We start from the raw sequence: 26387 nt of genomic DNA, 5'->3' as shown, positions 1-26387 counted from the left end.
AATGAAAAACATAAAGTCATTAAACAAGTAACAAGCATGGTAAATAGACATACAGCACTAAAAATAAGAAAAACACACCGCTATTTGGGGCTCTTTTTAGGAATTCAATTTTTGATTTGGACGATCAGTGGACTCTATTTTAGTTGGACCAATCTCGACGAGATACACGGCGATCATTTTAAAAAAGAAAAACCACTACAAACCGAGTTTAATAATTTAATAGGAACCAATCATTTAGAAAATGAGCAAAACATAAAATCTTTAGAGTTATTGGAAATTGACAGTAATCCATATTATTGGATAAATGGAGAACATCTGTATCATGCCATAACAGGTGATAAAAAAGAAGGAATTACAGAAAAAGAAGCCATTAAAGTTGCAGAGCGTTTTATGTTGTCTGATTTAGAAGTAGAAAATATAAGAAAAATTGAGAGCGTAGATGCGCATCACGAGTACAGAGGTAAACCGTTACCGGCTTTTGAGATTTCTTATAAAACCGATGAAAACCTCAAAGCTTATGTTGCTATAAATAACGGAGCGTTTCAAACTGTAAGACATAGAGATTGGCGTTGGTTTGATTTTTTATGGATGACACATACTATGGATTATCAAGGGCGTGACAATTTTAACACCTTTGTTTTAAGAGCATTTTCACTTTTAGGGTTAATCACCGTTTTAAGTGGTTTTTTGCTATGGTTTACGTCTTCGACTTCAGTAAGAAAATTAAGAAAAAAATAAAAACACGAAAACCAGAATATTATGAATTCACAAGATCACAAACAGAATAAGGACAATTTGGGAAACTACACAAAATTCTTTTTAATGTTAGGATTTTCATTTATTGCGATGTACATAACCATGTATTTAAATACTTACGAATTGGACCACGTATGGTTTAGTTTAACAAGGTTTTATATGGTTTGTTTAGGTGTTTCTGCAATGGCTCTAATTATGTTTTTCTTTATGAAGAAAATGTATAACAATAAAAAGAAAAATTTAGGCATTGTATTAGGAAGTATAGTGCTCTTTCTTGGTGCTTTAGGTTTAGTGCGTGACCAAAAATCTACGGTGGGCGATGTACTGTGGATGAAAGGTATGATTCCGCATCACTCCATCGCTATTTTAACAAGTGAACGAGCAGATATTAAAGACCCAGAAGTTAAAAAATTAGCAGAAGACATCATTAAGGCACAACGTAGGGAAATTGAAGAAATGAAAACTATGATAAATCGCTTGGAATCTGAGAAGTAAAAGCATTATCAAACCTAACAGGTTTTAAAACAAAAAAATATGAAAAAATACATCATTTATATCGGAACATTGGCGATTGGCTTACTTTTAGGTTGGTTGCTATTTGGCGGTTCATCCAATACAGAACCCAATCACAATCACGAAGCCGTAGCAGAAACCAATCAAATGTGGACCTGCTCTATGCATCCACAAATTATGCAACCCGAACCAGGTGATTGTCCCATTTGCGGCATGGATTTAATTCCGGCAGAAGCAGGTGCAGACGGATTATTGGCCGATCAATTTAAGCTATCCGAAAATGCTATGGCATTGGCAAACGTTCAAACCACTGTGGTAGGTAATGAAACCGCTGAAGATAATACCATTACATTATCGGGAAAGATTGTTGAAAACGAAAAGGCTAATGCCGTTCAAGTGAGTTATTTTTCAGGACGGATAGAACGCCTTAATGTGAGTTTTACAGGCGAAGAAGTGCGTAAAGGGCAACTTTTGGCAACCATTTATTCACCTGAATTGTATGCTGCTCAACAGGAACTTCTTACAGCCGCTTCCTTAAAGGAATCGCAACCTGCTTTGTACAAAGCTGTTCGAAACAAACTGAAATTGTGGAAGTTGTCTGAAAATCAAATCAATAAAATTGAATCTTCTGGAAAAGTACAAGAAAACGTACCTGTGTATGCCACGGTATCGGGTACCGTAACAGAAAAATTAGTAGAGCAAGGCGACTATGTAAAACAAGGGCAACCATTGCTTAAAATAGCCAACCTAAAAACAGTGTGGGCCAATTTTGATGTCTATGAAAATCAAATCGATTTATTTAAAAAAGGACAAAACGTTACGGTTACTACAAAAGCTTATCCCCATAAAGAATTTACGGGAAAAGTAGACTTTATAGAACCAAGCCTAAACACCAAAACACGTACTGTGGCTTTACGCGTTGTATTGAATAATCAAAAAGATTTATTTAAACCAGGAATGTTTGTTGCAGGTCATATTAAAAGAAGTCGTGCCAGTGAAAAAGAAGTATTAACGGTGCCATCAACAGCGGTTTTATGGACTGGTAAACGCTCTGTGGTCTATTTAAAAACCAATCCGGAGCAACCTGTTTTCGAAATGCGAGAAATTACCGTAGGCACTAAAATAGGAGAAAATTATGAGGTTTTAGAAGGTTTAAATAGCGGTGACGAAATTGTTTCTAATGGCACATTTACAATTGATGCAGCCGCACAGTTGCAAGGAAAAAAATCGATGATGAATAAAGGTAGCGATGTAGCTATGACTGGGCACGAAGGACATCTTGGAATGGACGAATCGGCTTCTGAAGATAATAAAAACCATAGCAATTTAAATGAAAGAATAAGTGTTTCCAAAGATTTTCAAAATCAATTAAAAGCTGTTTTTAACGAGTACATTCAGTTAAAGGATGCTTTAGTAAAAGATGATTCGAAAAAGGTAAAAACAGTTGCCGAAAAATTACAGGAGAATTTGGCTAAAGTAAATATGTCATTACTTAAAGATGATAACGCACATAATCATTGGATGGCTTTACAAAAAGAAATTAAGGCCGCAGCAACATCCATTTCAAATACATCTAAAATTGAAGATCAACGAACGCATTTCAAAAACCTTTCGTCACAATTAACCAATGCTATTGAAGTATTTGGCATCAACGAAAAAGTATATCATCAATATTGCCCTATGGTTGACAATAACAAGGGCGCCTATTGGTTGAGTAAGGAGGAAAAAGTATTCAATCCTTATTTTGGAGACGCCATGTTAACTTGTGGTGAAGTAAAGCAAGTAATAGAGTAAATTAATAACAATTAAATATTTAAACATGAACAGAGTAATTTTAAGCGTAGCTGTAATAGCTGCAATGAGTTTAACAAGTTGTAAAAATGAAGCCAAAAAAGAAACCGAAGCTACAGCAACCGAAGTGTCTAAAGAACTGGCTATGACTGAGCTGTCTTTTGGTGTAAGAGGCAATTGTGGGATGTGTAAAAAAACCATTGAAAAAGCGGCCAATAGTGTTGACGGCGTAGCTAGTGCTAACTGGGATGTGGATAAAAAGAAAATAGACGTTACTTTTAACGATACTAAAACAGATGCCATGGCCATTCACAAAGCGATTGCTGCTTCTGGTTATGATACCGAGAAAGCAACTGGCGATTTAGAAGCTTACGAGAACTTACCGGATTGTTGCAAATACGATCACGAAATGATGATGAATCAGTCGGGTGAGGTAAAAGCAGATGTGCACTAAAAATAAATAATAGTAACCCGTTGTGCATTTTGAAAAAATTCTGTCAATTCGAGTGAATTTTACGATTGGAATGAGTAAAATTTGTATCGAGAATAAGAATTTCAACTTGAAATTGATTCACGATACAATTTTTCGTGCCTCAAAATCACTCGAATTGACATATTGATATTTTTTCCATTCGAAATGCACAACGGGTTAATGGTAGTAAAAAAACACTATGCTTTTACAGTTGGCATGTAAAGCTAAATGTTTAAAGGATAGTGTTTTTTATTTTTTCTCCTGGTTACAAATACGGTCATTTATTTTCAAAACGGGTATTTGATTTTTATCCAAAATATTCTGTAAATTTTTTAGAGGAACGATTTCTGGTTTAAAGATTATAATGCTTTATGGGGTGTTCCATTTATAAACTACCATAGAGTCATTATTTATAGTTACGAGGATTGATTTGCTGTCTTTTTGCTTTATGATGGATAAATCTTTAACCATACCTTTAATGCCGATTCCGCTTTCTAAAGCAGAAATGGGTTTAAAGTTGTTTTTACCATTATGGAGTAACAGCAACCCGTAACTGGCATCGTTTCTTGTGGTTTCAATTTCAGATTGATACATGTTACCGGCTACCAAAATATCTTTGAAACCATCTTTGTTAAAATCATCAATTAAAATATCATTAATAGAAGATACTTGTGCTTCATGGGGTAATGCAACCATGTTAAATTGTCCATTACCTAAATTTTCCAAATATACGGAAGCAAAGGTGTTTGCTTTTAAATGTAAAGCCTTCTCTAGTTTTTCTTTTCCGTAAACATCGATTAATTTAGCAGAGCCAAAAGCGTCATAGGTTGGAAATTTTTTCTTTATAAATGGCATTTGATTTGAGGAGCACTCACGCCCGCGAAGCGGAAATAAATCTTGGTTGTTATAATAGCCCAAAACAATATCGTTAGTACCATTATCGTCAAAATCGGTTGAAAACACTTCAAAAGGTTCTTTCACTGAAGCTTTGTATTTATAGTTTAAACCGAGGTTGCCAACTATATAATCGGTGTCACCATCGTTGTCAAAATCGGCGCCTTTTATGCTATTCCACCAACCACTTGAATTGGGAAGCATATTTTCCTGAAGTATAAAATTCCCATTTTCATTTTTAAAAAAGCTGATGGCCATCCATTCGCCAACCACGATTAAATCGGTTTGATTGTCGTTATCAAAATCAGTCCATATAGCATCGGTTACCATACCTATATTTGATAATTCAGAAGCTCTTTGTGGCGTAATATCTTTAAATTTTCCGTTGGTGTTTTCTAACAGATAACTTGTGCCAGAAAACGGATAGGTTTGTGCTTTAAGTCGGCTGCCAATAAATAAATCCAAATCACCATCGCCATCAAAATCAAAAGGTTTTACACAGCCTCCACTAGAATACATTTTAGGAAGATTCGCGTTGGCTTTCTTAAAATTACCATGAGTGTTAATGTACAGTCGGTCTTGATACATATTGCTGTTCGCCTTCCATTCGTTACCACCGCTAACGACATATAAATCTAAATCGCCATCGTTATCGGCATCAAAAAAATGCGCATCAACATCTTCATAACTTTTATCATTTTTCCAGGTTTTAGCATTAGATACTTTAAACACGCCACCGTTATTTTGAATGTATAAGGTACCCGAATGCCCTTTTGAGCCTCCTATAAAAAAATCGTCTAAACCGTCATTATTGATGTCTGCAACGGCAACGGCTGGTCCAAATTGCGACATTTTATGAGGCAAAAGGCTTTCATTGATAAAATCGTTATAATCGTTTTCGATGTGCTTGTGTTTTATTTTTGAAGCTTTAGTTATGTCTTTAAAAAGCGTTGGGTTTAATTTGTCATTCCTGTTTTCTTTAAGTTTTGAATCAGTATAATGTATAGTCAATCGTTGATTGGCTGTAATATCCTTAAGCGTTTGAACCTTATTGTTTGGCCAAATAATTTTAATGCTTTCAACAGATTTTAAATCGTTTAAACCAAAATGTAAAATAGGTTCAACAGCCGATTGATACCCCCGCGTGGGATAATTTTCTAAATACTGAGTACCGTTTTTTGTTTTAGCTTCAACGCGAACACCAATACCAAATGGGTTTTTAGGATTTCCTTTAAACTGAAATTGAAGGTAGTTTTTATTGGAATTATTTTTAAGAATGGTAGCCGGTTCATCAATATTATTAACCACTAAATCCAAATCGCCATCATTATCAAAATCGGCATAAGCAGCGCCGTTTGAAAACGTGGGTTTTGAAATGCCCCAATGGGTTGATGCTTTAGTAAAGGTTAAATCGCCATTGTTTTTAAAGAAATAATTAGGTGTTTTTCGTTGCGGTGTCTGGCTTACCAATTCTTCAATAACGGGCGCCATTTTTTCTTTGTTTTTCTGTGCTTGCTTTAAGCGTTTTAGCTTGTGATTTCTAAAATCGTTATTTCTGAAATCTCTTTTTAATCCGTTGGAAACGAACAAATCCTTATAGCCATCGTTATCAAAATCTGCAAAAAGGGGACTCCAACTCCAATCGGTGTTTGATACCCCCGCGAGTTGTGCAATCTCGCTAAAATTGCGGTTGCCAATATTCATTTGCAGGGCATTAAACATATATTGGTAATGAAACCCATGGTTAACGGCATGATTAAATATGTCGAGATTCATGCCGCTCATACTGGTTTTAATGCCGTAGTTGTCTTCGGCAACCATATCTAACGACATAATATCCAAAAGGCCATCGTTATTAAAATCGGCAATATCGGTGCCCATTGAAAAATTTGGGATGTGCTTTATTGATGATTTTAAACTTTCGGAAAACGTACCATCGCCATTATTATAGTATAAATAGTCGTGTTCTATATAATCATTGGCCACATAAATATCAGGCCAACCATCTTGATTTAAATCGCCCACCGATACACCTAAACCAAAACCCAAGGGATTACCAATAATGCCAGCTCTTTTTGAAATGTCTGTAAATTTTCCAGAGTCGTTTCGGTATAATTTATCGCCCACAAATTCATCCTCTTTAGTCTTGTAGTTTTCCGGATTATTTGTGTTAATTGGAGTAACATTGTGATTAAGCAAAAACATATCTAAATCGCCATCCTTATCAAAATCAAAGAAGGCCGCTTGCGTGCTATAGCCCGAAAAATTTAATCCGTAGGTAGCGGCAGCTTCGGTAAACGTGCCGTTTTTATTATTTACAAACAATTCGTTTTGTCTGTTTTTTGCCTTTCCTTTTCCAGATTTACACACGTAAATATCCAGCCAACCATCGGCATTTATATCAACCATGGTAACGCCTGTTGTCCAACCAAACGAACCTTTTACCTTGGCTTTATCCGTTATGTCTTCAAACTTAAAATCACCTTTATTTAAGTAAAGTTTATTGTCTTTTAAGTTGGATGTAAAATAGATGTCGGGCAAACCATCATTATTTATATCGCCAACTGCAACGCCGCCACCGTTATAGAAATACTCGTAAACCATACTGTTCATAGCGCTGCTTTCAGGTATTTCGTTTATAAAGTTTAGGCCGCTTTCATTAGGGCTGATTTCGGTAAATAACGTAACGCTAGCATTTTCTAATTGGTGAGTTTTTTTATCTGATTCCTTTTTACACGAAACGATAAACATGCTTAAAAAAACAATGACCAACTTTATATATTGATGCGCTTTAATCATTAAAATGAATTTGATAAATGTAAAAATAAGAAACACCTAGAAATAAGTTTATTCCTAGGTGTATCCAATTAAGAAACTAATCTACAACTAACTCTTTTTCTTAAATTTTACCACCCTGGATTTGGGTTCAGATTGGTGTTTATATTTATTTCTTGCAAGGGAATAGGGAACACAATGTGTTTGTCTTGAAAATTCTCTGCAAAGGGTTTGTTATGATTTTCCAAAGTGGTTTTAATGGATTCTGTTGCCGTATTACCACGTTGCCATCGGTACAAATCGAACCAACGTATGCCAAATTCCATAGCAAGTTCCACAGGACGTTCATGATGGCGGATTTGCATACGTAACTCATCCTTTGTCATTACGCCCAAATCTATAGCCCCACCACGTTGTCTTACCATGTTAACCTGATCGATGGCTAATGCTGTTTTGTCATTTTCATTTAGGGCTTCGGCATACATTAGTAACACATCGGCATATCGGATTACCGAGATATTTGTACCGTTATAGAAATTCTCATCGGCATTAAAGGCGTATTTTTTAAAGTATTTAGGATGGTTTAAATCAGCCGCAACACTGGCATAAGTCTCATTTTGCCCGGAATCTCTACTGTACATTTCAGAGTTTGGATCATCAAAGAAAATACTTTCGTAAACCCTGTTACTAATATCGCCACCAGCGTTTACATCTGTTTTCATTTCGTCAACCAACCATTGGGATGGATAAAACAATTCCCAACCACCAAAGGCATAAGGCGATACCTGAAAGTTTAAAACTTGGCGCTCGTCATTCCCATTTGAACGGTCTCCAGAAAACTGGATTTCGAAAATACTTTCACTGCCGTTTTCGGCTAATCCGTTAAAATTATCGGCATAATTTGGCAATAATGCATAGCCCATGCCCGTAACTTCTTGTAATTTAGTTTCAGCTTGCCCCCATTTTTCCTGAAACAAATAGACTTTACCTAAAAGCGCTTTTGCAGCCCCCTGTGTGGCTCTACCTTTCCATTCTGAAGGATAACTTGTTGGTAAATCAGCTTCGGCTTCACCTAAATCGGTTTCTATTTGCGCCCATACTTCGGAAGGTGCTGCTTGACTTGGAAATAAATTTTCCAATTCGCCACTAAATGTGGTAACAAGCGGTACGTTTTCAAAACCCGTTACCAGCCAAAAATAGTAGTAAGCTCTTAAAAATTTAGCCTCAGCAATAAGTCCTTTTTTGGTATCTGCAGAAAGCGCTTCCATGTCAGGAACTTGTTGTAATATTTGATTGGCGCGACCAATGCCCGCATAACTAGCTTGCCACACATTGTATGGGCCGCTTTCTTCGGTTGTGTTAGAAAAACTTGCCAAAGAACGCCCGTAGGTTTCGGCGGTATTATTGGTAACATCGTCTGCTCTGTATGCCAAAGAGGTGTAGATTTCCTCAAAAAAGGCCCATTTACTTCCGCTCGCACTTTGCATGGCGCCATAAGCAGCCGTTAGAGCTTGCATAGCATGGTCTTCGGTTTGCCAAAAACTTTCTTCAGTTAATACTTCTTTGTTGTCAACATTAATAAAATCATCGCTACATGAATTTAAAAAACCGACAAAGCATATTGTTATAATTATATATTTTAAATTTTTCATTGTTCTTTTTTTTAATTTATAGTGAAAGATTTACGCCTAAAATAAACGACTTTGTTAAAGGGTAAAAACCTCTGTCTACACCTCTTGTAAATGTGCCTCCATTTGCAAGTCCTGGGTCGAAGCCCGAATAATCTGTAATGGTGAACAAATTATTGGCTGTTACATAAATTCTAGCGTTTGATATGGCTAGTTTAGAGGTTACCGATTCTTTAAAAGTGTAACCAATTTGAATGTTTTTCAATCTAAGATAAGAACCATCTTCCAAGAAATAACTCGATGGGCGAATATTATTGTTGGGGTCGCCAAATGCATTTCTCGGGATGCCGCTTCCTGTGTTTTGAGGTGTCCAAGCATTCAATAAATCTGATGACATATTGTTTCTGTCGGTTCTGTACAACCACATTTTTACACCGTTATAAATTTTGTTGCCCTGCGTTCCTTGAAAAAATAGGCTCGCATCAAAGTTTTTATATCTGGCATTAAAATTTAATCCGTATTCAAAATCTGGAAGCCCGCTTCCCATATATCGTTTGTCTTCATCGCCTAAAGTGCCATTTCCACTTATGTCTGTAAATCTTAAATCGCCGGGAACGGCATCAGGCTGCACACCATGGGCATCAATTTCGGCTTGAGTTTGAAAAATACCATCGGCTTCAAATAAATAGAATCTTCCTATTTCGCCGCCAACTTCAGTTCTTGTGGTTGGGAAGTTGTTAAACTCAATAAAGCCATCTGTAAAAGACTCATTGGCCACACCCAATTTAGTTACTTTATTTTTTGAGCTGCTTATATTTGCTGAAACATCAAAAGTGAAATCTTTGTCAGAATCGCTGTTATAAGTAAGCGATAAGCCCCAACCTTTGTTTTCTAAATTTCCGCCGTTTGTTAAAGGAAATGATGTTATTCCCGACGAGGCTGGAATTGGCACAGACACGAGCATATCGCTTGTTTTAGAAATAAAATAATCGAAAGTGGCTTTAATACTATTATTTAAAAGTCCTAAATCAACACCAATATTTGTAGTTGCTGTTTCTTCCCATTGAATATCTGGAGTAGGTAACGAATTAGCAATAGCGCCAACCAATACATTTTGACTCACACCTTCGCCAAAAGGATAGTTTAATTGCTGTCCACCAGAACCTATTCGCGCTAAAAACAAATGCTCGCCAATAAGTTGATTTCCTAAAGTACCATAGCTAAATCTAGGTTTTACTTGGCTGAATAAATCGGATTCGAAAAAATCTTCATTATGCAGTGCCCAACCTAATGACAATGAGTAAAAGGTTCCATATTTATTATCTGGTCCAAATCGTGATGACCCGTCGCGCCTTATACTGGTTTGCAAATAGTATTTTTTACCGAAATCGTAATTGATACGCCCAAAATAAGATTGCAATGTATTTGTTGAATTAAAACCATAGGCAGATTCATCGCCAATACCGGCGCTCAAAGCCTGTAATTGGTCTGAAGCCAAGGTGTTGTTTGAGCCACCAACCGATCTAAAATGGCTTTTTTCTCTGGATACACCTAATAGGACATCCACATCGTGATTACCAAATTTTTTACGATAATTTAAGGTGTTGTTTAAAGTCCACGCGTTTGTTCTCGACCGTGATTCATCCAATAATGGATTGTCATTGGTTGACTGTGGCCCGAAATTATAGGTAGGCAAGAAAAACGAAAAATGCGTATTCTCAACATTTGCACCGTATTGAAATTGATAATTTAAGCCTTCAATAATTTCTAAAGTAGCAGAAATATTAAATTGCATGTAATCATCTTGTTCCGCTCTGTCGGTAATACTGCCTTCGCCTATGGGGTTGCCAGAACCCAATCCGCTGGCAGGAGTAGCAAAACCGTTTAAAGAATTCGCATCATAAATAGCTTTGTGTGGTAATTGCGAATAAATATCTAAAAAGGGAGAAAAGCTAGCATTTCCACCTCCAATGGGTTCAAAAATACCGCGCGTGTTTTCTCTGGTATAACTTAAACCTGGAGACACTTTCAACCTATCATTTAAGAGTTTAAAATCCATATTAAGACGCGTATTCAATCTGTCGAAACCGGTGTTTATAACCGTTCCGGAATTATCAAAATAACCCGCAGAAAAGTTGTAGTTCATTTTTTCCGTTCCACCAGAAATTCCAATATCATGTTTTTGTTCAAAAGCATTACCAATATATTCACCAACCCAATCCGAATCGGCATATTGTGCACCATTTGTTAAGTAAGGTGCTGGCGTAACACCCACATTATTATAAGCTTCCAATTTAATTTGATCGTGCTGGCTTTTATTAGCCACACTAACATTGTCGCTTACAGAATGTGTACTTATATAAGAGTTAATGGTTACTTTAGGTTCTCCCGTTTGTCCTCTTTTTGTAGTGATAATTACAACACCATTTGAGGCCCTTGAGCCATAAATAGTGGCTGCTGATGCATCTTTTAACACACTGATATTAGCAATATCTGCAGGATTGATATATGATAAATCTCCCGGTATCCCGTCAATAACAAATAAAGGATTGTTATTACCAATAGTTCCCAAACCCCTAATGCGTATTACAGGATTACTTCCCGGTGCACCGGAAGCCGTAGACACGTTAACGCCTGCAGCTTGACCTTGCAACGAGGTTGCTACATTGGCAGTTGGTATTTTTTGAATCTCAGCGACATTAACAGATGTGATGGCAGCGGTTACTTCTTCACGTTTTTGAGTACCGAAGCCTACCAAAACGACTTCGTCTAAACTTTCTGCACTTTCTTCTAACGAAACGTTAATAGTGGTTTGGTTGCCCACAGTAATTTCTTTGGTTAAAAACCCTAAAAAGCTGTAAACCAATACGGTTTGTTTGTTTGGCACTTCAATTGAATAGTTGCCTTCAAAATCGGATTGTGTCCCGATACTTTGGTCGCTTTTAAGCGTAACCGTTGCTCCAGGAAGTGGTATTCCTGCGCCGTCGGTAATGGTTCCGTTTACCTCAATGCTTTGCGCAAAAGCTTTTGTAGTAAAGCCAAACGCCGTAAACGCAAAAAGCAATAAAAACATTCTACTTAAAGCATGGTTTTTGTTTTTTGATTGTTTTTTTTTCATACTAGATTAGTTTATTTGTTAGTCAGAACTCCGCATGAATGCCTATGCACGAGTTTATGTAGTCTCAAATATTGTGATATTTTCAAATAAAACCTCAAAAACCACCTTTACTTGACCTTTACAATGTGTTAAAAACCTTTGTTAAAGCGTGATTCATGTGAAGAGCCTATAAGTAGATGGAAAAAGGAAAAGTGCTTTGTTTGGCACTAAAAAATGTTAAGGATAAAATGGAAAATGACTTTGGGGGCATTAAATGCTTTCTAGAAAATCGACTAGATTGTCTTTTTTTTCCAACCCTAGTTTTTTTCTTAATCTGTGCCTTCCTATTTCTACAGAGTTTAGAGAAATGTTATTGATGTTAGCTATTTCTTTTGAGCTTAATTTAAGCTTAACTTGTACGGCTAGCTGAACATCTTTTGTGGTTAAGTGCGGGTATTTTTTTTTAATTCTAAAAAGAAAATCACTTTGCAAAGTTTCTACATTAGTATGGAATCTTTGTATATCTTCATTAAAATCAAACTTAAACGTATATTCTTTTATAAGCTTATTAATGTCTTTTTTCAATTGATTTATATCGGTAAAATCTAAACTTTTAAAAGACTTTGTAAGGTCTTTGTATATGGATGTTCTTTGAGATATGAATAAGGCTAAATTGGTGAGCTCTTTCATACGGAATTCCAATTTATGCTCCAGGTTTTCGCGTATTAAAGACTGTGTTCTAAGCTTTTCTTTTGATAGTTTATGGTTTTGAAGGTAAATCGCTTTTTTCTTTTTTATATTGTTGTAAAGTGATGCGATAACAAGAATTGCAATGATTACCGATAAAATAGAACCTATTAATATTGCCTTTCTTTTTTGGGCTTCTAAGTCTCTTTGTTTTTCTAATAATTTAATCTCTGAAGCTCTTCGTTCATCTTCGAAAAGAATTCTCATTTCCGCTAATTTCTCACTTTTATTACTTGAGAAAATTTCAGAGCTTCCTTCGGCATATTTTTTATAGTAATTAAACGCCTCTTTGTAGTTTTGTCTTGCTAAATAATATTCAGACATAACCCTGTCGTTTTCCAAAATGAACTCCTTGTTGTCAATTATGTTTTCAATAATTAATCTCGACTCTTTTAAAAGAGCGTAGCATTTATCTAAATTTTCGAGCTTTAAATTTACAATAGCAAGTTCGTTTAGAATATGGACTTTGTTTTGGTCGTCTTTAATTTGATTGGTGATTTCCAAGGCAGACTCTAAAAAATCTTTGGCATAATCAAGCTTGTTGATTTTTCGATAGCAAACACCCATATTTTTCATGGTTTCGGCAATCCTATCTTTATTGTTAAACGCTTTTTTTAAATCCAAAGATTTCTCGAAAAAAGTCAGCGCCAAATGGCAATTTCCTTTGCGTTCATGAATTAATCCAATACTGTTGTAGCTATAAGCAATGCGCTGTTTGTCACCTATTTTTTCGTGTATTTTTAAAGTTTCGTTGTGATATTCGAGCGCTTTATCAAAGTACCCAATATCGAAATACAACCAGCCAAGGGTACGCAGTGTGAAGGCCAAATCGTAATCGTTTTTAAGGTCTTTTCTAATTTCCAATGATTGCAATCCCAGTTGCAAAGCTTTGTCGTAAAAATCATTAAACAGATAGCCTTGGCAAAGGTTAATAAGTGCCAATCCTTCCTGCTTTTTATCGTTATAATCTCTAGATAATTGCAGAGCTTCATTCGCATAATCTATAGTTTTGTTGGGATTTATAGACCAGTAAATTTCTGCAACTCTATTTAATAAAGGCATTTTATCTTGACCGGTTGAAAAAGGTAAAATGGTTAATAAACTATCCAATTCTATTTGAGAATCGCTTGGATTTTCATCCCAAATATTGGTTTGGGATTGCACGGAAAAATTTATAATTACGAGTATAAAAAGGATGGGGTTTATCAATTTTTTCATGGGTCGATATTTATAAATGCATATTTAGGATTGGCAGATACGTGGTTTACAAATATCGATATTATTAATGAATAAAGTTTTCAAAAAAATCAAAATGAAAGGTCAAGTAAAGGTGATTTTTCAATTATTTAATAAAAATAATCGAAATTTGTTGTGTTTCGATTTTCAATAAAAGTGATAATTTTTAACAAGCAACATCTACATTAAAATGCATTTAAATAAAGTGGTTAAATATATAAGTGTTTTGCTATTGCTATTAAATTTTGGTTGTAACAATGCCAAAAAACAAAAAAAAACCAACATAAGTGATAGCTTTTTAAACTTTAGTAAAAATATTTTAGATTATCGCATAACGCCAAAAGACTCGGTAGATAAATCTGGTTTAATGTTTTCAGATCAAGGTGCTTGGTTTGCATATGGGTTTCATAAAGAACCGAATGAGTCTATCGGGTTTTCAGGGCCTTTTTTAATGACACAACAAAATGGGGTTTGGTTGAGTACATCACTTATGAATGCTATGATTAAAGTTGATAATAACTTTGAATCGTTAAAGAATGGAGAAGGGTATAGCTATTCTAGTCATTTAGAAAATAATTATTCTGGCGATAAAATTGAGGTTAGTGAAAAATTGGTTTTTAAAAACGGACATACTGCTTTATTGCAAACCAAAATTAAGAATATAGGCGATAAAAATATCGATTTAGAACTTTTATGGGGACATTCACCCATATTGATTTCTGGAATTTCTTTATCGCAAAATGATAATACGATTAACATTATCTCAACAAAAACCAATGCTAAAGGATATTTAACTTTTCCAAAGAATCTGCGCGTTCAGTTGATTGACAGCTTAGAATATAAAGCCAATGTAAGTTTAGATTTAAAACCCAACGAAACCAAAGAAATTGTAGTTTCGCACACCTTTATTTTTCCTGAATATTCTTGGGAAGAAGAAAAAAAACAAATTCAAAACATCAATTTCGACTCCGTTTTAAATGCTCGAAAACAAGAAAAAAACAAGCAGCTAAAATCTATTATTGAAAATAGAAAACCGCAATTTGAAGCTGATAAATATGGCGAGGTTTTAGCCAAAGCCCATTTAACTTTACAAAACAATTGGCGCATTCCTGCTGGTGAAATTAAGCACGAAGGCTTATTTCCCAGTTATCATTACAAATGGTTTAATGGCTTTTGGGCATGGGATTCGTGGAAACACGCCGTTGGTTTGTCGTATTATAATAACGAGGTCGCAAAAAACCAAATGTGGGCGATGTTCGATTTTCAGAAGGAAGATGGCTTTATTGTGGACTGTATTTTTCGCGACACCACAATAGAAGCGCATAATTATCGCGACACAAAACCGCCACTAGCGGCATGGGCAGTTGCTAAAATTTATGAAAAAGACAAGGACATTGGATTCGTAAAAGCATTTTATCCAAAGTTAAAACTGTATCACAATTGGTGGTACAATAAACGCGATCACGACCAAGATGGATTGTGTGAATACGGCTCAACAGATGGTACTTTAATTGCCGCCAAATGGGAAAGCGGTATGGACAATGCCATTCGTTTCGATGATGCTAAAATTCTAAAAAATAGCGAAGGCGCTTATTCCCTAAACCAAGAAAGTGTCGATTTAAACGCATATTTGTATGCTGAAAAACTATATTTAAGCCAATTGGCTAAAGTGATACATAATTTAGATGACACTAAAAAATATAAAGAAGAAGCCAAACTTTTAAAAGACAAAATCCAACAACAATTTTATGATAAAGAAGACGGTTGGTTTTACGATACGAATTTAGAAGGCACCACTTTTATTAAAGGTGAAGGTAGCGAAGGTTGGACCGCCCTTTGGGCAAACGCCGCAACACAAGAACAAGCCAATGCCGTAAAAAACAAAATGATGAATCCTGAAAAATTTTATACAAAAGTACCTTTTCAAACCATGAGTGCAGACCATGAAAGATTCGACCCATTAGAAGGTTATTGGCGAGGCCCGAATTGGTTGGATCAGGCTTATTTTGGTGTAAAGGGTTTGCGAAATTATGGGTTTCATGCCGAGGCAGACCAAGCTACAATTCAAATTATTAAAGGTGCTGAAGGCATTTTAGGAAAAGGACAATCCATTCGCGAAAATTATCACCCATTAACGGGAGAAGGCTTAAATGCCCAAAATTTTAGTTGGAGTGCCGCCCACCTAATCATGTTATTACAAAACGATTAAATGAACTACGATACTTTAAAAATATCAAATCAACAAGCCGAAGATATACTCTTCAAACTGTTTCAAATCCAAGGGAAAGCGTCGGTGTTACCTGGTGAAGTCGATTTTAATTTTAGAATTAAAGTTGATAATTCAGAAGGCTATATTTTAAAAATATCACGACCCAACGAAAATGTAGATTACCTCGATTTTCAACAAAAATTATTGCAGTTTGTTGAAGAAAACGGGCAAAATCTCATTACGCCAAAAGTGATATGCGATAGCGATGGGAAGGCTATTTCTGAAATTACAGACGATTTTGGAAATAAGCGTAAAGTGCGCTTGTTAAGCTGGATTTCTGGCAGGGTTTGGAGCGCTGTAAATCCGCAATTAAACGATTTACGCTTTAGTTTAGGCGAACAATGCGGGCGGTTAACCAAAGCTTTACAAGGCTTTGAGCACCCCGAAGCACATCGCCAATTTGAATGGGATGTCGCACAATCACTTTGGACAAAAGCCCATGTAAATTTGTTTAAAAATGAAGAAAAAGAAATTGTTCAATATTTTCAAAATTCATTTCAAAAACATGAAGCGTCTTATTCAAAATTAAGAAAAGGTGTTGTTCATAATGACGCTAACGACAATAATGTGATTGTTTCTTCAGATTTGATACAACCTAAAGTTCAAGCCGCGATTGATTACGGCGATGCCATACATACCCAAATAATTAACGATGTTGCCATTGCTTGTGCTTATGCCATAATGCATCATAACGATCCGTTGGAGGCGGCCTTACCCATTGTAAAAGGCTATCATTCTACTTTCGCTTTACAAGAAAAAGAGTTGATGCACTTGTATAATGCGATTGCGATGCGATTGGTAATTTCGGTCACCAAATCGGCCATTAATAAAATTGAAGAACCCAATAACAAATACCTTTTAATCAGCGAAAAACCGGCTTGGGAAGTTCTTAAAAAATGGCGAAATATTAGCGCAGACTTTGCTTATTTCAGTTTTAGAAATGTTTGTGGACGGGACGCACATCCCAACGAAGACGATTTTAAAATATGGGCATCAAAACAAGATTATAAGTTAACGGATTTGTTTCCATACATTGATAAAAATGAGGTGCTTGAATTAGATTTAAGTGTATCCAGCAAATGGGTGGGGCACCAAAAAGACTTTAGTGATTTAGATGTATTTCAGTTTAAAATCAATCAACTACAAAAGAAAAATCCTCATAAAATTATTGCTGGTGGCTATTTGGAGCCACGGCCGTTGTACACCTCAAATACCTATGATAAAATAGGGAATTATGGTAAGGAAAGCAGAACAATTCATTTGGGTGTTGATTTTTGGCTTCCGGAACATACGGCTGTTCACGCCTTGTTTGATGGCGAAGTGGTATTGGCTGTGGATGATTCGGGAGAAAAGGAATATGGCGGATTGGTTGTTTTAAAACACAAGGCAGAAAAATTAGAATTTTACACGCTATATGGGCATTTGTCGGTTGCTAGTGCTACTAAAAACAAAGCAGGTGATATAATTAAAAAAGGTGAAAAAATTGGAGCATTGGGAAATGCGGAAGAAAACGGAAACTGGGTGGCACATCTTCATTTTCAACTGATGCTTTCACTTTTGGATTATATAAGCGATTTTCCCGGAGTAGCCTATTTTAACCAAATTGAGGTTTGGAAAAGCATTTGTCCAAATCCAAATTTACTGTTCAAATCTGAAACGCTTCAAAATCAAATGGAGACTTCAAACGACGATTTAATCTCTTACCGAAAACAACATTTAGGCAAAAGTTTAAGCCTTCAATATAAAGTGCCAATTAAAACGGTGCGTGGTGCGGGCCAATATTTAGTGGATCAATTCGGGCGTAAATATTTAGATACGGTAAATAATGTAGCGCATGTGGGGCATGAAAAATACGAAGTGGTAAAAGCCGGACAAGAACAAATGGCGTTAATCAATACCAATTCACGCTATTTACACGACAATATTAATGATTTAGCAAAAGAATTGATTGAAACATTACCACCGGAACTTAGCGTGCTTCATTTTGTGAATTCTGGTAGTGAGGCCAACGAATTAGCCATTCGAATGGTAAAAGCTTATACGGGTGAACGCGATGTCATTGCTTCCGAGGTGGGTTATCACGGAAACACCAATATGTGTATTGATATAAGCTCTTATAAGTTTGATGGAAAGGGTGGGAGCGGCGCACCAGAACATACCCATGTTTTCCCGTTGCCAGATGCTTTTAGAGGAAAATATAGAGGTAAGCATAGTGCCGAAAAATACGCCGAAGAGGTTAAAAAGCAAATCGATATTGTTCATAAAAAAGGAAGAGGTGTCGCTGCCTTTATTATTGAACCCATAATAAGTTGTGGCGGTCAAATAGAATTACCCCAAGGGTTTTTGGCCAAAGCTTACAAACATGTTAGGGCAGCAGGCGGACTTTGTATTTCAGATGAAGTGCAAGTGGGGTGTGGCAGAATGGGAAAAACATTTTGGGGATTTCAATTGCACAACGTTGTTCCGGATATTGTAACTATTGGCAAACCCTTAGGCAATGGACACCCCGTTGCAGCAGTGGCCTGTACGCCCGAGGTGGCTGAAAAATTCGCCAACGGTATGGAGTACTTCAATACGTTTGGTGGCAACCCCGTTTCTTGTGCCATTGCAACCGAGGTTTTACGAACCGTAAAGCGAGAGAAATTACAGGAAAACGCTTTAAATATCGGGACATATTTAAAAGAAGAACTGAATATGTTAGCTCGAGAGTTTCCTATTATTGGAGATGTACGCGGACTAGGGTTGTTTTTGGGGATTGAACTTGTTGATTCAAATATGAATCCTTTGGCAGCACAAACCGATTATTTAGCTAACAGAATGAAAGACCACGGTATTTTAATGAGTACCGATGGACCAGATCACAATGTGCTAAAAATTAAACCTCCCATGGTTTTTACAAAAGAGAACGCTGAGGAATTAATCTTTTATTTAAGAAAAATATTTGCAGAAGATTTTATGCAATTTTAAAAATATACGAATGAGATTTAAACGATTAAGTATTATCATTGTTTGTGCTGCGCTAGGTTGTACAAAAGCACCATTGTTAGAGGTTTCAGAACAAAAATTTCATAATAATCATACAGTATTTGAAGATAATAAACTGGTGCCTAGAGCCACTTTTTTCGGTTTTGAATCGGCAGATATTACAGTCAATCAAAAATCAAAACGATTTTTAAACTTAAATGGACCATGGAAATTTAATTGGGTAAAAGACCCTAAAAAAAGACCAACAACATTTCAAAATATAGATTTCAATGATGCCGATTGGAACACCATTACGGTACCAGCCAATTGGGAAGTGGAGGGTTACGGCCATCCTATTTATTTAGACGAACGCTATCCCTTTACCACCACATGGCCAGATGCCCCAACAGAGTACAATCCGGTGGGAACCTACAGAAAAGAAATAAATTTAAACGCTTCATTTTTATCAGAAGATGTTATCCTGCACTTTGCAGGTGCTAAATCTGCCATGTACGTTTATGTAAACGGTGAATATGTTGGCTATTCCCAAGGCAGTAAGACACCTGCCGAATTTAATATTACCAAATATTTAAAAGCAGGTAAAAACCTGTTGGCTTTACAAATGTTCCGTTGGAGCGATGCCAGCTATTTGGAAAGTCAAGATATGTTGCGCATGAGCGGTATTGAGCGCGATGTGTATTTGTACACACAGCCTAAAGTATCGGTTTCAGATTATCACGCTTACACAAATTTAGATGAAGATTATACCCATGGTATTTTTAAAAATACGGTTTCAATTGTTAATCATTCTGAAGAAGATGTAAAAAGAAAAATAACGATTGAAATCCTTGACGGACAAAATATAAAGCACACAGACTCTAAAGTGCTTGAAATTCCTGCCAATGAAAGTATTCAATTTTCTTCAGAAAGCAACATTGAAAATGTTAAAAAATGGTCTGCAGAACAACCAAACTTATACACCCTTAAAATAGCTTTAGAAGATGAAGCCAATACAAAAAACAATCAATATATCACAAGACATATAGGCTTTAAAAGCGTAGAAATAAAAAACGCCCAAGTTTTAATTAACGGCAAAGCGATTTACATTAGAGGTGTTAATAGGCATGAAACCGACCCTTTTACGGGGCATGTTATTTCTCGGAAATCTATGGAAAAAGATATTCAATTAATGAAGCAAAACAACATTAATGCAGTGCGCTCATCACATTACCCCAACGACCCATATTGGTTGGAGCTATGCGATAAATACGGCTTGTATGTTGTAAACGAAGCCAATATTGAAAGTCACCCATTGGCCATAAAGGAAAACACCCAAATTGGTAACGAAATGAGTTGGTTGCCGGCACATGAAATGCGCACCAAACGTATGTTTTATCGCGACAGAAATCACGCTTCAATCTATTCGTGGTCTTTGGGCAACGAGGCAGGAAAAGGCGAGGTTTTTAGAACCACTTACAAGTGGTTAAAAGCACATGACGATAATCGCATCGTGCAATACGAGCCTGCTGGAAAGGAAGATTACACCGATCTTTACTGCCCCATGTACCCGAAACCGGAGTATTTAATAAACCACGGAAAGTCTGATTCCAACAAACCTTCCATCATGATTGAGTATGCACACGCCATGGGGAATTCGGTTGGTAACCTGCAAGATTATTGGGATATTATTGAAACTTACCCCAACCTTCAAGGAGGTTTTATTTGGGATTGGGTAGATCAAGCTTTGGAGTATAAATATGAAAATGGCGAACCGTATTTGGCGTATGGGCACGATTATCATCCCGATTTGCCAACCGATGGAAATTTTTTAAACAATGGGTTGGTTGATCCATACAGAAATCCACATCCTCATTTAACCGAGGTGAAAAAAGTGTATCAGCCCGCACAATTTTATTATTTAGGCAGCGGTGTTATCGAAATAGAAAACAAAAACTTTTTTAGTGATTTTTCGGATAAAACCATCACTTGGAAACTTTTAAAAGACGGAAAAGAAGTCTTTAAAAATGAAAACATTACAGTTGTTAATGTGGAACCTCAAAATACACTAAAACTTAAATTAAGTGACCTTCCAAAATCTTTTTCTTCAGACAGTGAATATATTTTACAAGTAAGTTTAATTCAAAATGAAAACCGAAATTTAGTTGAAAAGGGGCATGAAGTGGCTTGGAATGAATTCTTGCTTCAAAAAGGAAAACCTGCGAACCTGCCTTCTTCAAAAGGAAATAATTTGGGTATAACTGAAGCCAACGGAACAATAAACATAAAAAACAATATCGTTGATTTTAAGATAAATGCTGAAACAGGTGAAGTTGAATCGTGGAAACACCTAAGGCAACTAATAACGAATGAGGCTATCCGACCAAATTTCTGGCGCCCACCCACCGATAACGATTTGGGAAACAATATGCATAAATGGGCTAAAATTTGGCAAGATGCAACCTATGTTTATAAGCCTAAATTGGTAGAAAAACCTAAAACATCAAAGGATGGTACAACATATAAAGTCCACTATGTATTGCCAAATAATGAGGCAAATGTAGAAGTAAAATACACCATAAAACAGGACGGACGGTTAAACGTAATTTATCGTTTTTCGCCAAATCAAAAACAACTCCCAAATATTCCTCGGTTGGGCATGTACATGACGCTACCAAAGGATTTTACCGATGTGTCTTGGTACGGTAAAGGACCAACGGAAAGTTATTGGGATAGAAAAACTGGTGTTAAAACGGGAATTTACTCAGGAAAGACAACCAACCAATTTGAGCGCTATTTGCGTCCACAAGAAACAGGCAATAAAACCGATGTACGCTGGGTTAAAGTGTCATCAAAGAACCTGTCCTTGAAGGTGTCGAGCCGTGCTTTATTAAATACAAGTGTGTGGCCTTTTGCTATGCCCGAAATCGATTTTAAAAGCGGAGATGCGAGCGAATCAGCTTCGGGCTTGGTTCCGGTAACCACAAAACATGGAGCAGATATTAAATTCGGCGAAACTATTCAATGGAATATTGATGTCTTGCAAATGGGTGTTGGTGGCGATACGTCGTGGGGACGTTTAGTGCATCCGGAATATACGATTCCTGCTAATAAAACTTATGTCTATTCATTTAACATCATGCCAGAGGTCGTTACAAAATAGCTGATGATTTGTTTTTAAAGGAACATGTATTTTGGACGTGCGTTAAACGGATTTACTCAATTTATTGGGATTAAATGGGTTAACTAATTCTTATTTTTTGTTTTCAATTTGCGGACTAATACAATTAATAATACAAGCCCCAGCATAGCAAAAAGCCAATAAAATATAGTGTTGGAATCTGTCTGCAAAGCTATAGGAGACACATCGCCAATAAGCACTAACCCCGCCCAATACTGCGGTGTTACGGTTCGGCCTTCGGCTTGGGCTATATAATCCAATTTAGCCTGTTGCAACGCTTTATCCTTTGGAAGCCCGTTTTTTATATTATTGTAAAACAGTTCAATAATTTTGGCACTCGACTGCTCATCAATTTTCCACAGACTGGTTAAAATACTCTCGCTACCGGCATAATTAAAAGCATGTGCTAACGATATCATGCCTTCTCCGGCTTGAAAGGTTGGTTTTCCCGTTTCGCAAGCTGTTAGAATGGCTAGATTGGAATTTAAATTTTCGTTATAAATCTCGTAGGTGTAAAGCGAGTTGTCTTCGTTATCATCATTTTTTGCAAAAATCAAACGCGACAATTCCGGAGTAATATTATTAGATTCGGCATGCGTGCCAATATGGATGATTTTGTGTTCGTTGGCTTCGTTTTTAAAAATTTGTTTTGAAGCTTTTTCATTAATAAAAGATGTACCGTTAAAAAGCTGCGAAAATTCTTTGGCTAAATCGACACTAAAAGGCTGCGGAATTAATTTTAAATAGGTTTTATCAATGGCGATAGAATCGGTAATAGCTATCTTGTAATCCGTCTTCATTTTATCGTTAAATTCTGGGGCGAAAGCTATAAAATCGTTTTGATAATCAACCGTTTTTTTATTGTCTACCAGTAATAAGCTGTAATTGTAAGAAATACTGTATTTTGAAAGTAAACTATTAGTTTCCAATTCTTTAAAGGAGTTAATTTCCTTGAAGGTTAAGCATTCAAAACTTAAATTAAATAAAGCGCCATCAGGAATAATAATAATATTTTTAGTTGTAATTTTAGTTTCAAACGGTTCCCAAAGCTGTTTGTAAAGTTGATGTAATGCTTTTTTTGAAGAATCTTTTTCTGTAATATTATTTGACGCCAATTGAATTTGTGCTTCTAAATTTTCCGAATTTAATTTATAAAGCGCCGTAGATTTTTCCGTGGCAATAAACGCATATAGGTTGCTGTTTATGTAAAGATATCTGATAACAGTGGTGTTTTTCGGGATGTTATTTTGAATGTTGCCCAACGATTGTTTTATGGTTTTGTACCGCATATTATAATATTTTGGGTACTTCTTTTTTAAATCGTCTAAAAAAATAAGCCATTCATTATTGGTATTAATAAACTGTTGGATGGAATTTTCGTCCAGATTAATATCGTTTCTTAGCCGTTTTAAAGTGTTTTTTAAGGTGTTTTCTTTTTCAAGAATATCTTGGGGCACATCTTTAAATTGAATGTTTTCCCTGATTGATAATTTTGACCGGATGCGACTGTATAGTGTTGATTCGTGCATGGAAATGAGCTGTTCTAAATACAGGCTATCTTTAGTCATTTCATAAAGTTTAAGACTGATTTGCATGGTGAAGTTTAGAACAGGTTTCATTTTTGATAAATGCTCACTTTTATCAACGTTCGAAATATATTTTGATGATGATGTATTTAAAATATCAATGGAGTTTTTAAGCGTGTTGTAAATATCTGAAACAGCTTTAACATTGGTGGTATCTATACGTTTGTAAGTAGCTTTGCTTTTGTATAACAAGGGCATTGCCTTAAGGGTTTGCCAGTACGCGGAATCGGTGCTTTTTAGGGCCTTGTTTTTTTCTAAAAGCGCTAAGGATTTTTCAGACCATGAAATAGCAGCGTTGTAGTTTTTGAGATTAAATTGAACTTCGGCCATCAAATTATTGGCCTTTATGGTTTCCAAATCTTCTTGAGTAGCTGTTTTATTTACAACTTCCAACACCTTATTTGTGGCTATGTTGGCCTCTTTTTCATAGCCGTTTCTGGAATAAAATAATGCCGATTCCCGAAGTTTTGTAAGCCGGTCGTGGCTATAACTTCCAGGACTAACGGTTTCAAATAAGGCATCGCTTAACTGATAAGCATCGTAAGCGGCTGCAATACTGTCCATGTTTTCTAAAATATTGGCTTTTGTCCCCATGGCATAAGTCATGTAACCCGCATAATCTTCAGAAATGTTTTTAAACTTTTTATAAGATTCGTTAATAAGCCTTAAAGCTTCTTCGCCATCGTGGGCCACCCATTTTCCTTGGGCAAACTGATTGATAAAAATGATTTGTTGAATGCTGTTATCAGGAAAATATGCTTTGGCTTTTTTGTAATTATACTCAAATAAATTAAGGGCGCGTTCAACTTGTCCGAGCTTTACATAATTGCTACCCATGTCGTTAATTATAGCTAGGTAGTTGTACTTAACATTGCTCATGTTTGAGCTTTTTGCCGATGAATCTATGTAAATTTTATAATTGCGAATGGCATTTTCTTGAATTTTTAAAGACTTGCTAAATTTCCCTTGATTCATATAAATAATGGCCATATTTCCAGCTAATACAGCGGGGTAATAATAGCGCTCGTTAAGGCTGCCCTTGGTGTTTTTTAAAGCATCAAAACCTTTGTTGTAGTAATATAAAGCACTGTCTAATTTATTTTCGTTTTGCATCATCAAACCTACAATATTGCAGGCGCTATATACATTGGTGGCCGTGGCTTTAGGATTGCTTTGATTGATTTTAAACGCTTCAAGTCCGTGTTTTTTTACCAAATCGAATTTCCTCATAAAATACGATGTGCTTGAGAGTCCGTAAGCTCTTTTCGCCATTTTATTTAAACGATCGGTAGATGATTTTTCGGCCTGTTCGAAACCTAGTTTGTTAAAATCATATGATTCTTGATACATGCCGTTATCAACCGTTAAGGTAGACATGTCCGCGTAAGCGTTATATATATCGTCAGGGTTATTGGTTAGGGATTTTAATTTTTCGAGGGCCGTTTTGCTTTTATGAAAAAAATCGTTGTCACCTTTTAATAACGCTATTCTTCCGTGATAATATACAAGGTTTGAAAGTGAATCGTATTGTTTGTTGTTGGTATAATATTGGGTTTGAATGTGTAGTTCATTTTCTGCTTTTTCCAAAGAATCATTTTCAATTAATTGATCGATATATTGAGTATTAAAAACCGACTTATTCTGCGCTTGTAATGTTGTGGTACACATGAAAAGGCTAATAAAAAAGACATATTTGTAGTATGTTAATAACCTAATCATCTGATTAATAGTTTAATCGTTCAGTTCTATAATAATTTGTTTACTGGCTTCAGATTGACTGAGTTCGAAATTTTTTTTAGCCAATGTTAAATTGCCGTCTTTTAAATAAGCCAATCCTAAATAGTGGTATGCGTCGCTTATTAATGGAAATGCATCTTCTGATAATACCGAGCGCTCTAGAAAAGGAATGGCTTCGGTTTCATTTTTATTGGCCAAATGAGCCACACCTATAAAATAATTTAGCGTGTCGTTTTCAGGTTTTTGAGTTAAAAGCGTTTGCCATTTATCAATAGCCAATGCATAGTCGCCACGTTTATAGTTTACCATGGCATCGTAAAAATCATAGTTATCTGTACTGCTCATGGTTGTTGGCAAACCCGGATCGGGTTTAAAATATTTGGCATAAAGGTTTTGGTTGGGCGAGTGGCTAAAAAACCAAATGCTGCCCACGGCAATAATGATAGCAGCTGCCGCAGCGAATTTTCCGAAGTTCCATAAAGATTTGTTAGTTGCCGTTTTACGTTTTGTAATATTATGTGGAGCCGTTTTGGTTTCTTTATGAAAATCGTCTAAGGTTTCCTTTAAGCTCTGTGCTTCAATACCAAGTAGCATTGTTTTTATGTCTTCTACTTGGGTTTTAAATTCCAAATCATTTTTAAGTCTGTCTTCGAATGCTTTAAGTTTGTCGGCATCCAAAGTTTTGTTGAGATATTGCTCAACGGTCTCTAGTAGTTTTTGGGATATGTTAATATTTGGGTTCAT

13 protein-coding genes are annotated in these 26387 nt (G+C 36.0%); 7 read left to right on the top strand and 6 right to left on the bottom strand.

The genetic code is table 11. From position 1 onward, the window contains the following. The first annotated feature begins 36 nt into the window (after positions 1-36). Genes RNZ46_RS02615 through RNZ46_RS02600 form a run of 4 tightly spaced genes read left to right on the top strand, consistent with a single transcriptional unit; the run spans position 37 to position 3514 of the window. Entirely contained in the window at positions 37-738 is a 702-nt protein-coding gene (locus RNZ46_RS02615; protein WP_316983838.1) for a PepSY domain-containing protein, read from the top strand. 21 nt (positions 739-759) lie between these two features. Further along, positions 760-1251 (top strand): DUF305 domain-containing protein, encoded by a 492-nt coding sequence (locus RNZ46_RS02610; RefSeq protein ID WP_316983837.1) that lies wholly within the window; start codon positions 760-762, stop codon positions 1249-1251. 39 nt (positions 1252-1290) lie between these two features. Further along, the gene (locus tag RNZ46_RS02605; RefSeq protein ID WP_316983836.1) at positions 1291-3063 is read left to right on the top strand and encodes an efflux RND transporter periplasmic adaptor subunit; all 1773 of its coding nucleotides are present in this window, start codon (positions 1291-1293) and stop codon (positions 3061-3063) included. A gap of 25 nt (positions 3064-3088) precedes the next feature. After that, the gene (locus RNZ46_RS02600) at positions 3089-3514 is read left to right on the top strand and encodes a heavy-metal-associated domain-containing protein (RefSeq protein WP_316983835.1); all 426 of its coding nucleotides are present in this window, start codon (positions 3089-3091) and stop codon (positions 3512-3514) included. 387 nt (positions 3515-3901) lie between these two features. On the opposite strand, the gene RNZ46_RS02595 is transcribed toward RNZ46_RS02600, so the two are convergent. The 4 genes from RNZ46_RS02595 to RNZ46_RS02580 all read right to left on the bottom strand — a co-directional run bounded on the left by RNZ46_RS02595 (position 3902) and on the right by RNZ46_RS02580 (position 13891). Then, positions 3902-7225, bottom strand: a complete 3324-nt coding sequence (locus RNZ46_RS02595; protein WP_316983834.1) for a VCBS repeat-containing protein — start codon at positions 7223-7225, stop codon at positions 3902-3904. 107 nt (positions 7226-7332) lie between these two features. Then, positions 7333-8853, bottom strand: coding sequence for a RagB/SusD family nutrient uptake outer membrane protein (locus RNZ46_RS02590; protein WP_316983833.1), 1521 nt, complete (start codon positions 8851-8853; stop codon positions 7333-7335). A gap of 16 nt (positions 8854-8869) precedes the next feature. Then, the gene (locus RNZ46_RS02585) at positions 8870-11947 is read right to left on the bottom strand and encodes a SusC/RagA family TonB-linked outer membrane protein (protein ID WP_316983832.1); all 3078 of its coding nucleotides are present in this window, start codon (positions 11945-11947) and stop codon (positions 8870-8872) included. Positions 11948-12196: 249 nt separating this feature from the next. Further along, the gene (locus RNZ46_RS02580; protein WP_316983831.1) at positions 12197-13891 is read right to left on the bottom strand and encodes a tetratricopeptide repeat protein; all 1695 of its coding nucleotides are present in this window, start codon (positions 13889-13891) and stop codon (positions 12197-12199) included. A 208-nt stretch (positions 13892-14099) separates the two neighbouring features. On the opposite strand from RNZ46_RS02580, the gene RNZ46_RS02575 reads away from it, so the two are divergent. From RNZ46_RS02575 to lacZ, 3 genes are read left to right on the top strand one after another with little or no spacing between them, the layout of a single operon-like run. Then, positions 14100-16118, top strand: a complete 2019-nt coding sequence (locus tag RNZ46_RS02575; RefSeq protein WP_316983830.1) for an MGH1-like glycoside hydrolase domain-containing protein — start codon at positions 14100-14102, stop codon at positions 16116-16118. After that, on the top strand, positions 16119-19145 hold the full coding sequence (locus RNZ46_RS02570; RefSeq protein ID WP_316983829.1) for an aminotransferase class III-fold pyridoxal phosphate-dependent enzyme: 3027 nt from the start codon (positions 16119-16121) through the stop codon (positions 19143-19145). A 10-nt stretch (positions 19146-19155) separates the two neighbouring features. Further along, positions 19156-22302, top strand: coding sequence for a beta-galactosidase, LacZ type (lacZ, locus tag RNZ46_RS02565; RefSeq protein ID WP_316983828.1), 3147 nt, complete (start codon positions 19156-19158; stop codon positions 22300-22302). A gap of 83 nt (positions 22303-22385) precedes the next feature. Here lacZ and RNZ46_RS02560 read toward each other — a convergent pair whose 3' ends face one another. Together RNZ46_RS02560 and RNZ46_RS02555 are read right to left on the bottom strand one after the other, a co-directional pair. After that, complete coding sequence (locus RNZ46_RS02560; protein WP_316983827.1) at positions 22386-25574, bottom strand: CHAT domain-containing protein; 3189 nt, start codon at positions 25572-25574, stop codon at positions 22386-22388. A 63-nt stretch (positions 25575-25637) separates the two neighbouring features. Then, the gene (locus RNZ46_RS02555; RefSeq protein ID WP_316983826.1) at positions 25638-26387 is read right to left on the bottom strand and encodes a tetratricopeptide repeat protein; all 750 of its coding nucleotides are present in this window, start codon (positions 26385-26387) and stop codon (positions 25638-25640) included.

The organism is Hwangdonia lutea, assembly GCF_032814565.1.
In the GTDB taxonomy this organism is placed as follows: domain Bacteria; phylum Bacteroidota; class Bacteroidia; order Flavobacteriales; family Flavobacteriaceae; genus Hwangdonia; species Hwangdonia lutea.
Note: the sequence above shows the minus strand (reverse complement) of the source record. Positions and strands in the feature narration are given on the sequence as shown.

What these genes read in the sequence shown, in the direction of transcription:
- RNZ46_RS02615 (WP_316983838.1), top strand. Translation starts at nt 37, where the DNA reads ATGGTAAATAGACATACAGCACTAAAAATAAGAAAAACACACCGCTAT.
- RNZ46_RS02610 (WP_316983837.1), top strand. Translation starts at nt 760, where the DNA reads ATGAATTCACAAGATCACAAACAGAATAAGGACAATTTGGGAAACTAC.
- RNZ46_RS02605 (WP_316983836.1), top strand. Translation starts at nt 1,291, where the DNA reads ATGAAAAAATACATCATTTATATCGGAACATTGGCGATTGGCTTACTT.
- RNZ46_RS02600 (WP_316983835.1), top strand. Translation starts at nt 3,089, where the DNA reads ATGAACAGAGTAATTTTAAGCGTAGCTGTAATAGCTGCAATGAGTTTA.
- RNZ46_RS02595 (WP_316983834.1), bottom strand. Translation starts at nt 7,225, where the DNA reads ATGATTAAAGCGCATCAATATATAAAGTTGGTCATTGTTTTTTTAAGC.
- RNZ46_RS02590 (WP_316983833.1), bottom strand. Translation starts at nt 8,853, where the DNA reads ATGAAAAATTTAAAATATATAATTATAACAATATGCTTTGTCGGTTTT.
- RNZ46_RS02585 (WP_316983832.1), bottom strand. Translation starts at nt 11,947, where the DNA reads ATGAAAAAAAAACAATCAAAAAACAAAAACCATGCTTTAAGTAGAATG.
- RNZ46_RS02580 (WP_316983831.1), bottom strand. Translation starts at nt 13,891, where the DNA reads ATGAAAAAATTGATAAACCCCATCCTTTTTATACTCGTAATTATAAAT.
- RNZ46_RS02575 (WP_316983830.1), top strand. Translation starts at nt 14,100, where the DNA reads ATGCATTTAAATAAAGTGGTTAAATATATAAGTGTTTTGCTATTGCTA.
- RNZ46_RS02570 (WP_316983829.1), top strand. Translation starts at nt 16,119, where the DNA reads ATGAACTACGATACTTTAAAAATATCAAATCAACAAGCCGAAGATATA.
- lacZ (WP_316983828.1), top strand. Translation starts at nt 19,156, where the DNA reads ATGAGATTTAAACGATTAAGTATTATCATTGTTTGTGCTGCGCTAGGT.
- RNZ46_RS02560 (WP_316983827.1), bottom strand. Translation starts at nt 25,574, where the DNA reads ATGTGTACCACAACATTACAAGCGCAGAATAAGTCGGTTTTTAATACT.
- RNZ46_RS02555 (WP_316983826.1), bottom strand. Translation starts at nt 26,387, where the DNA reads ATGAACCCAAATATTAACATATCCCAAAAACTACTAGAGACCGTTGAG.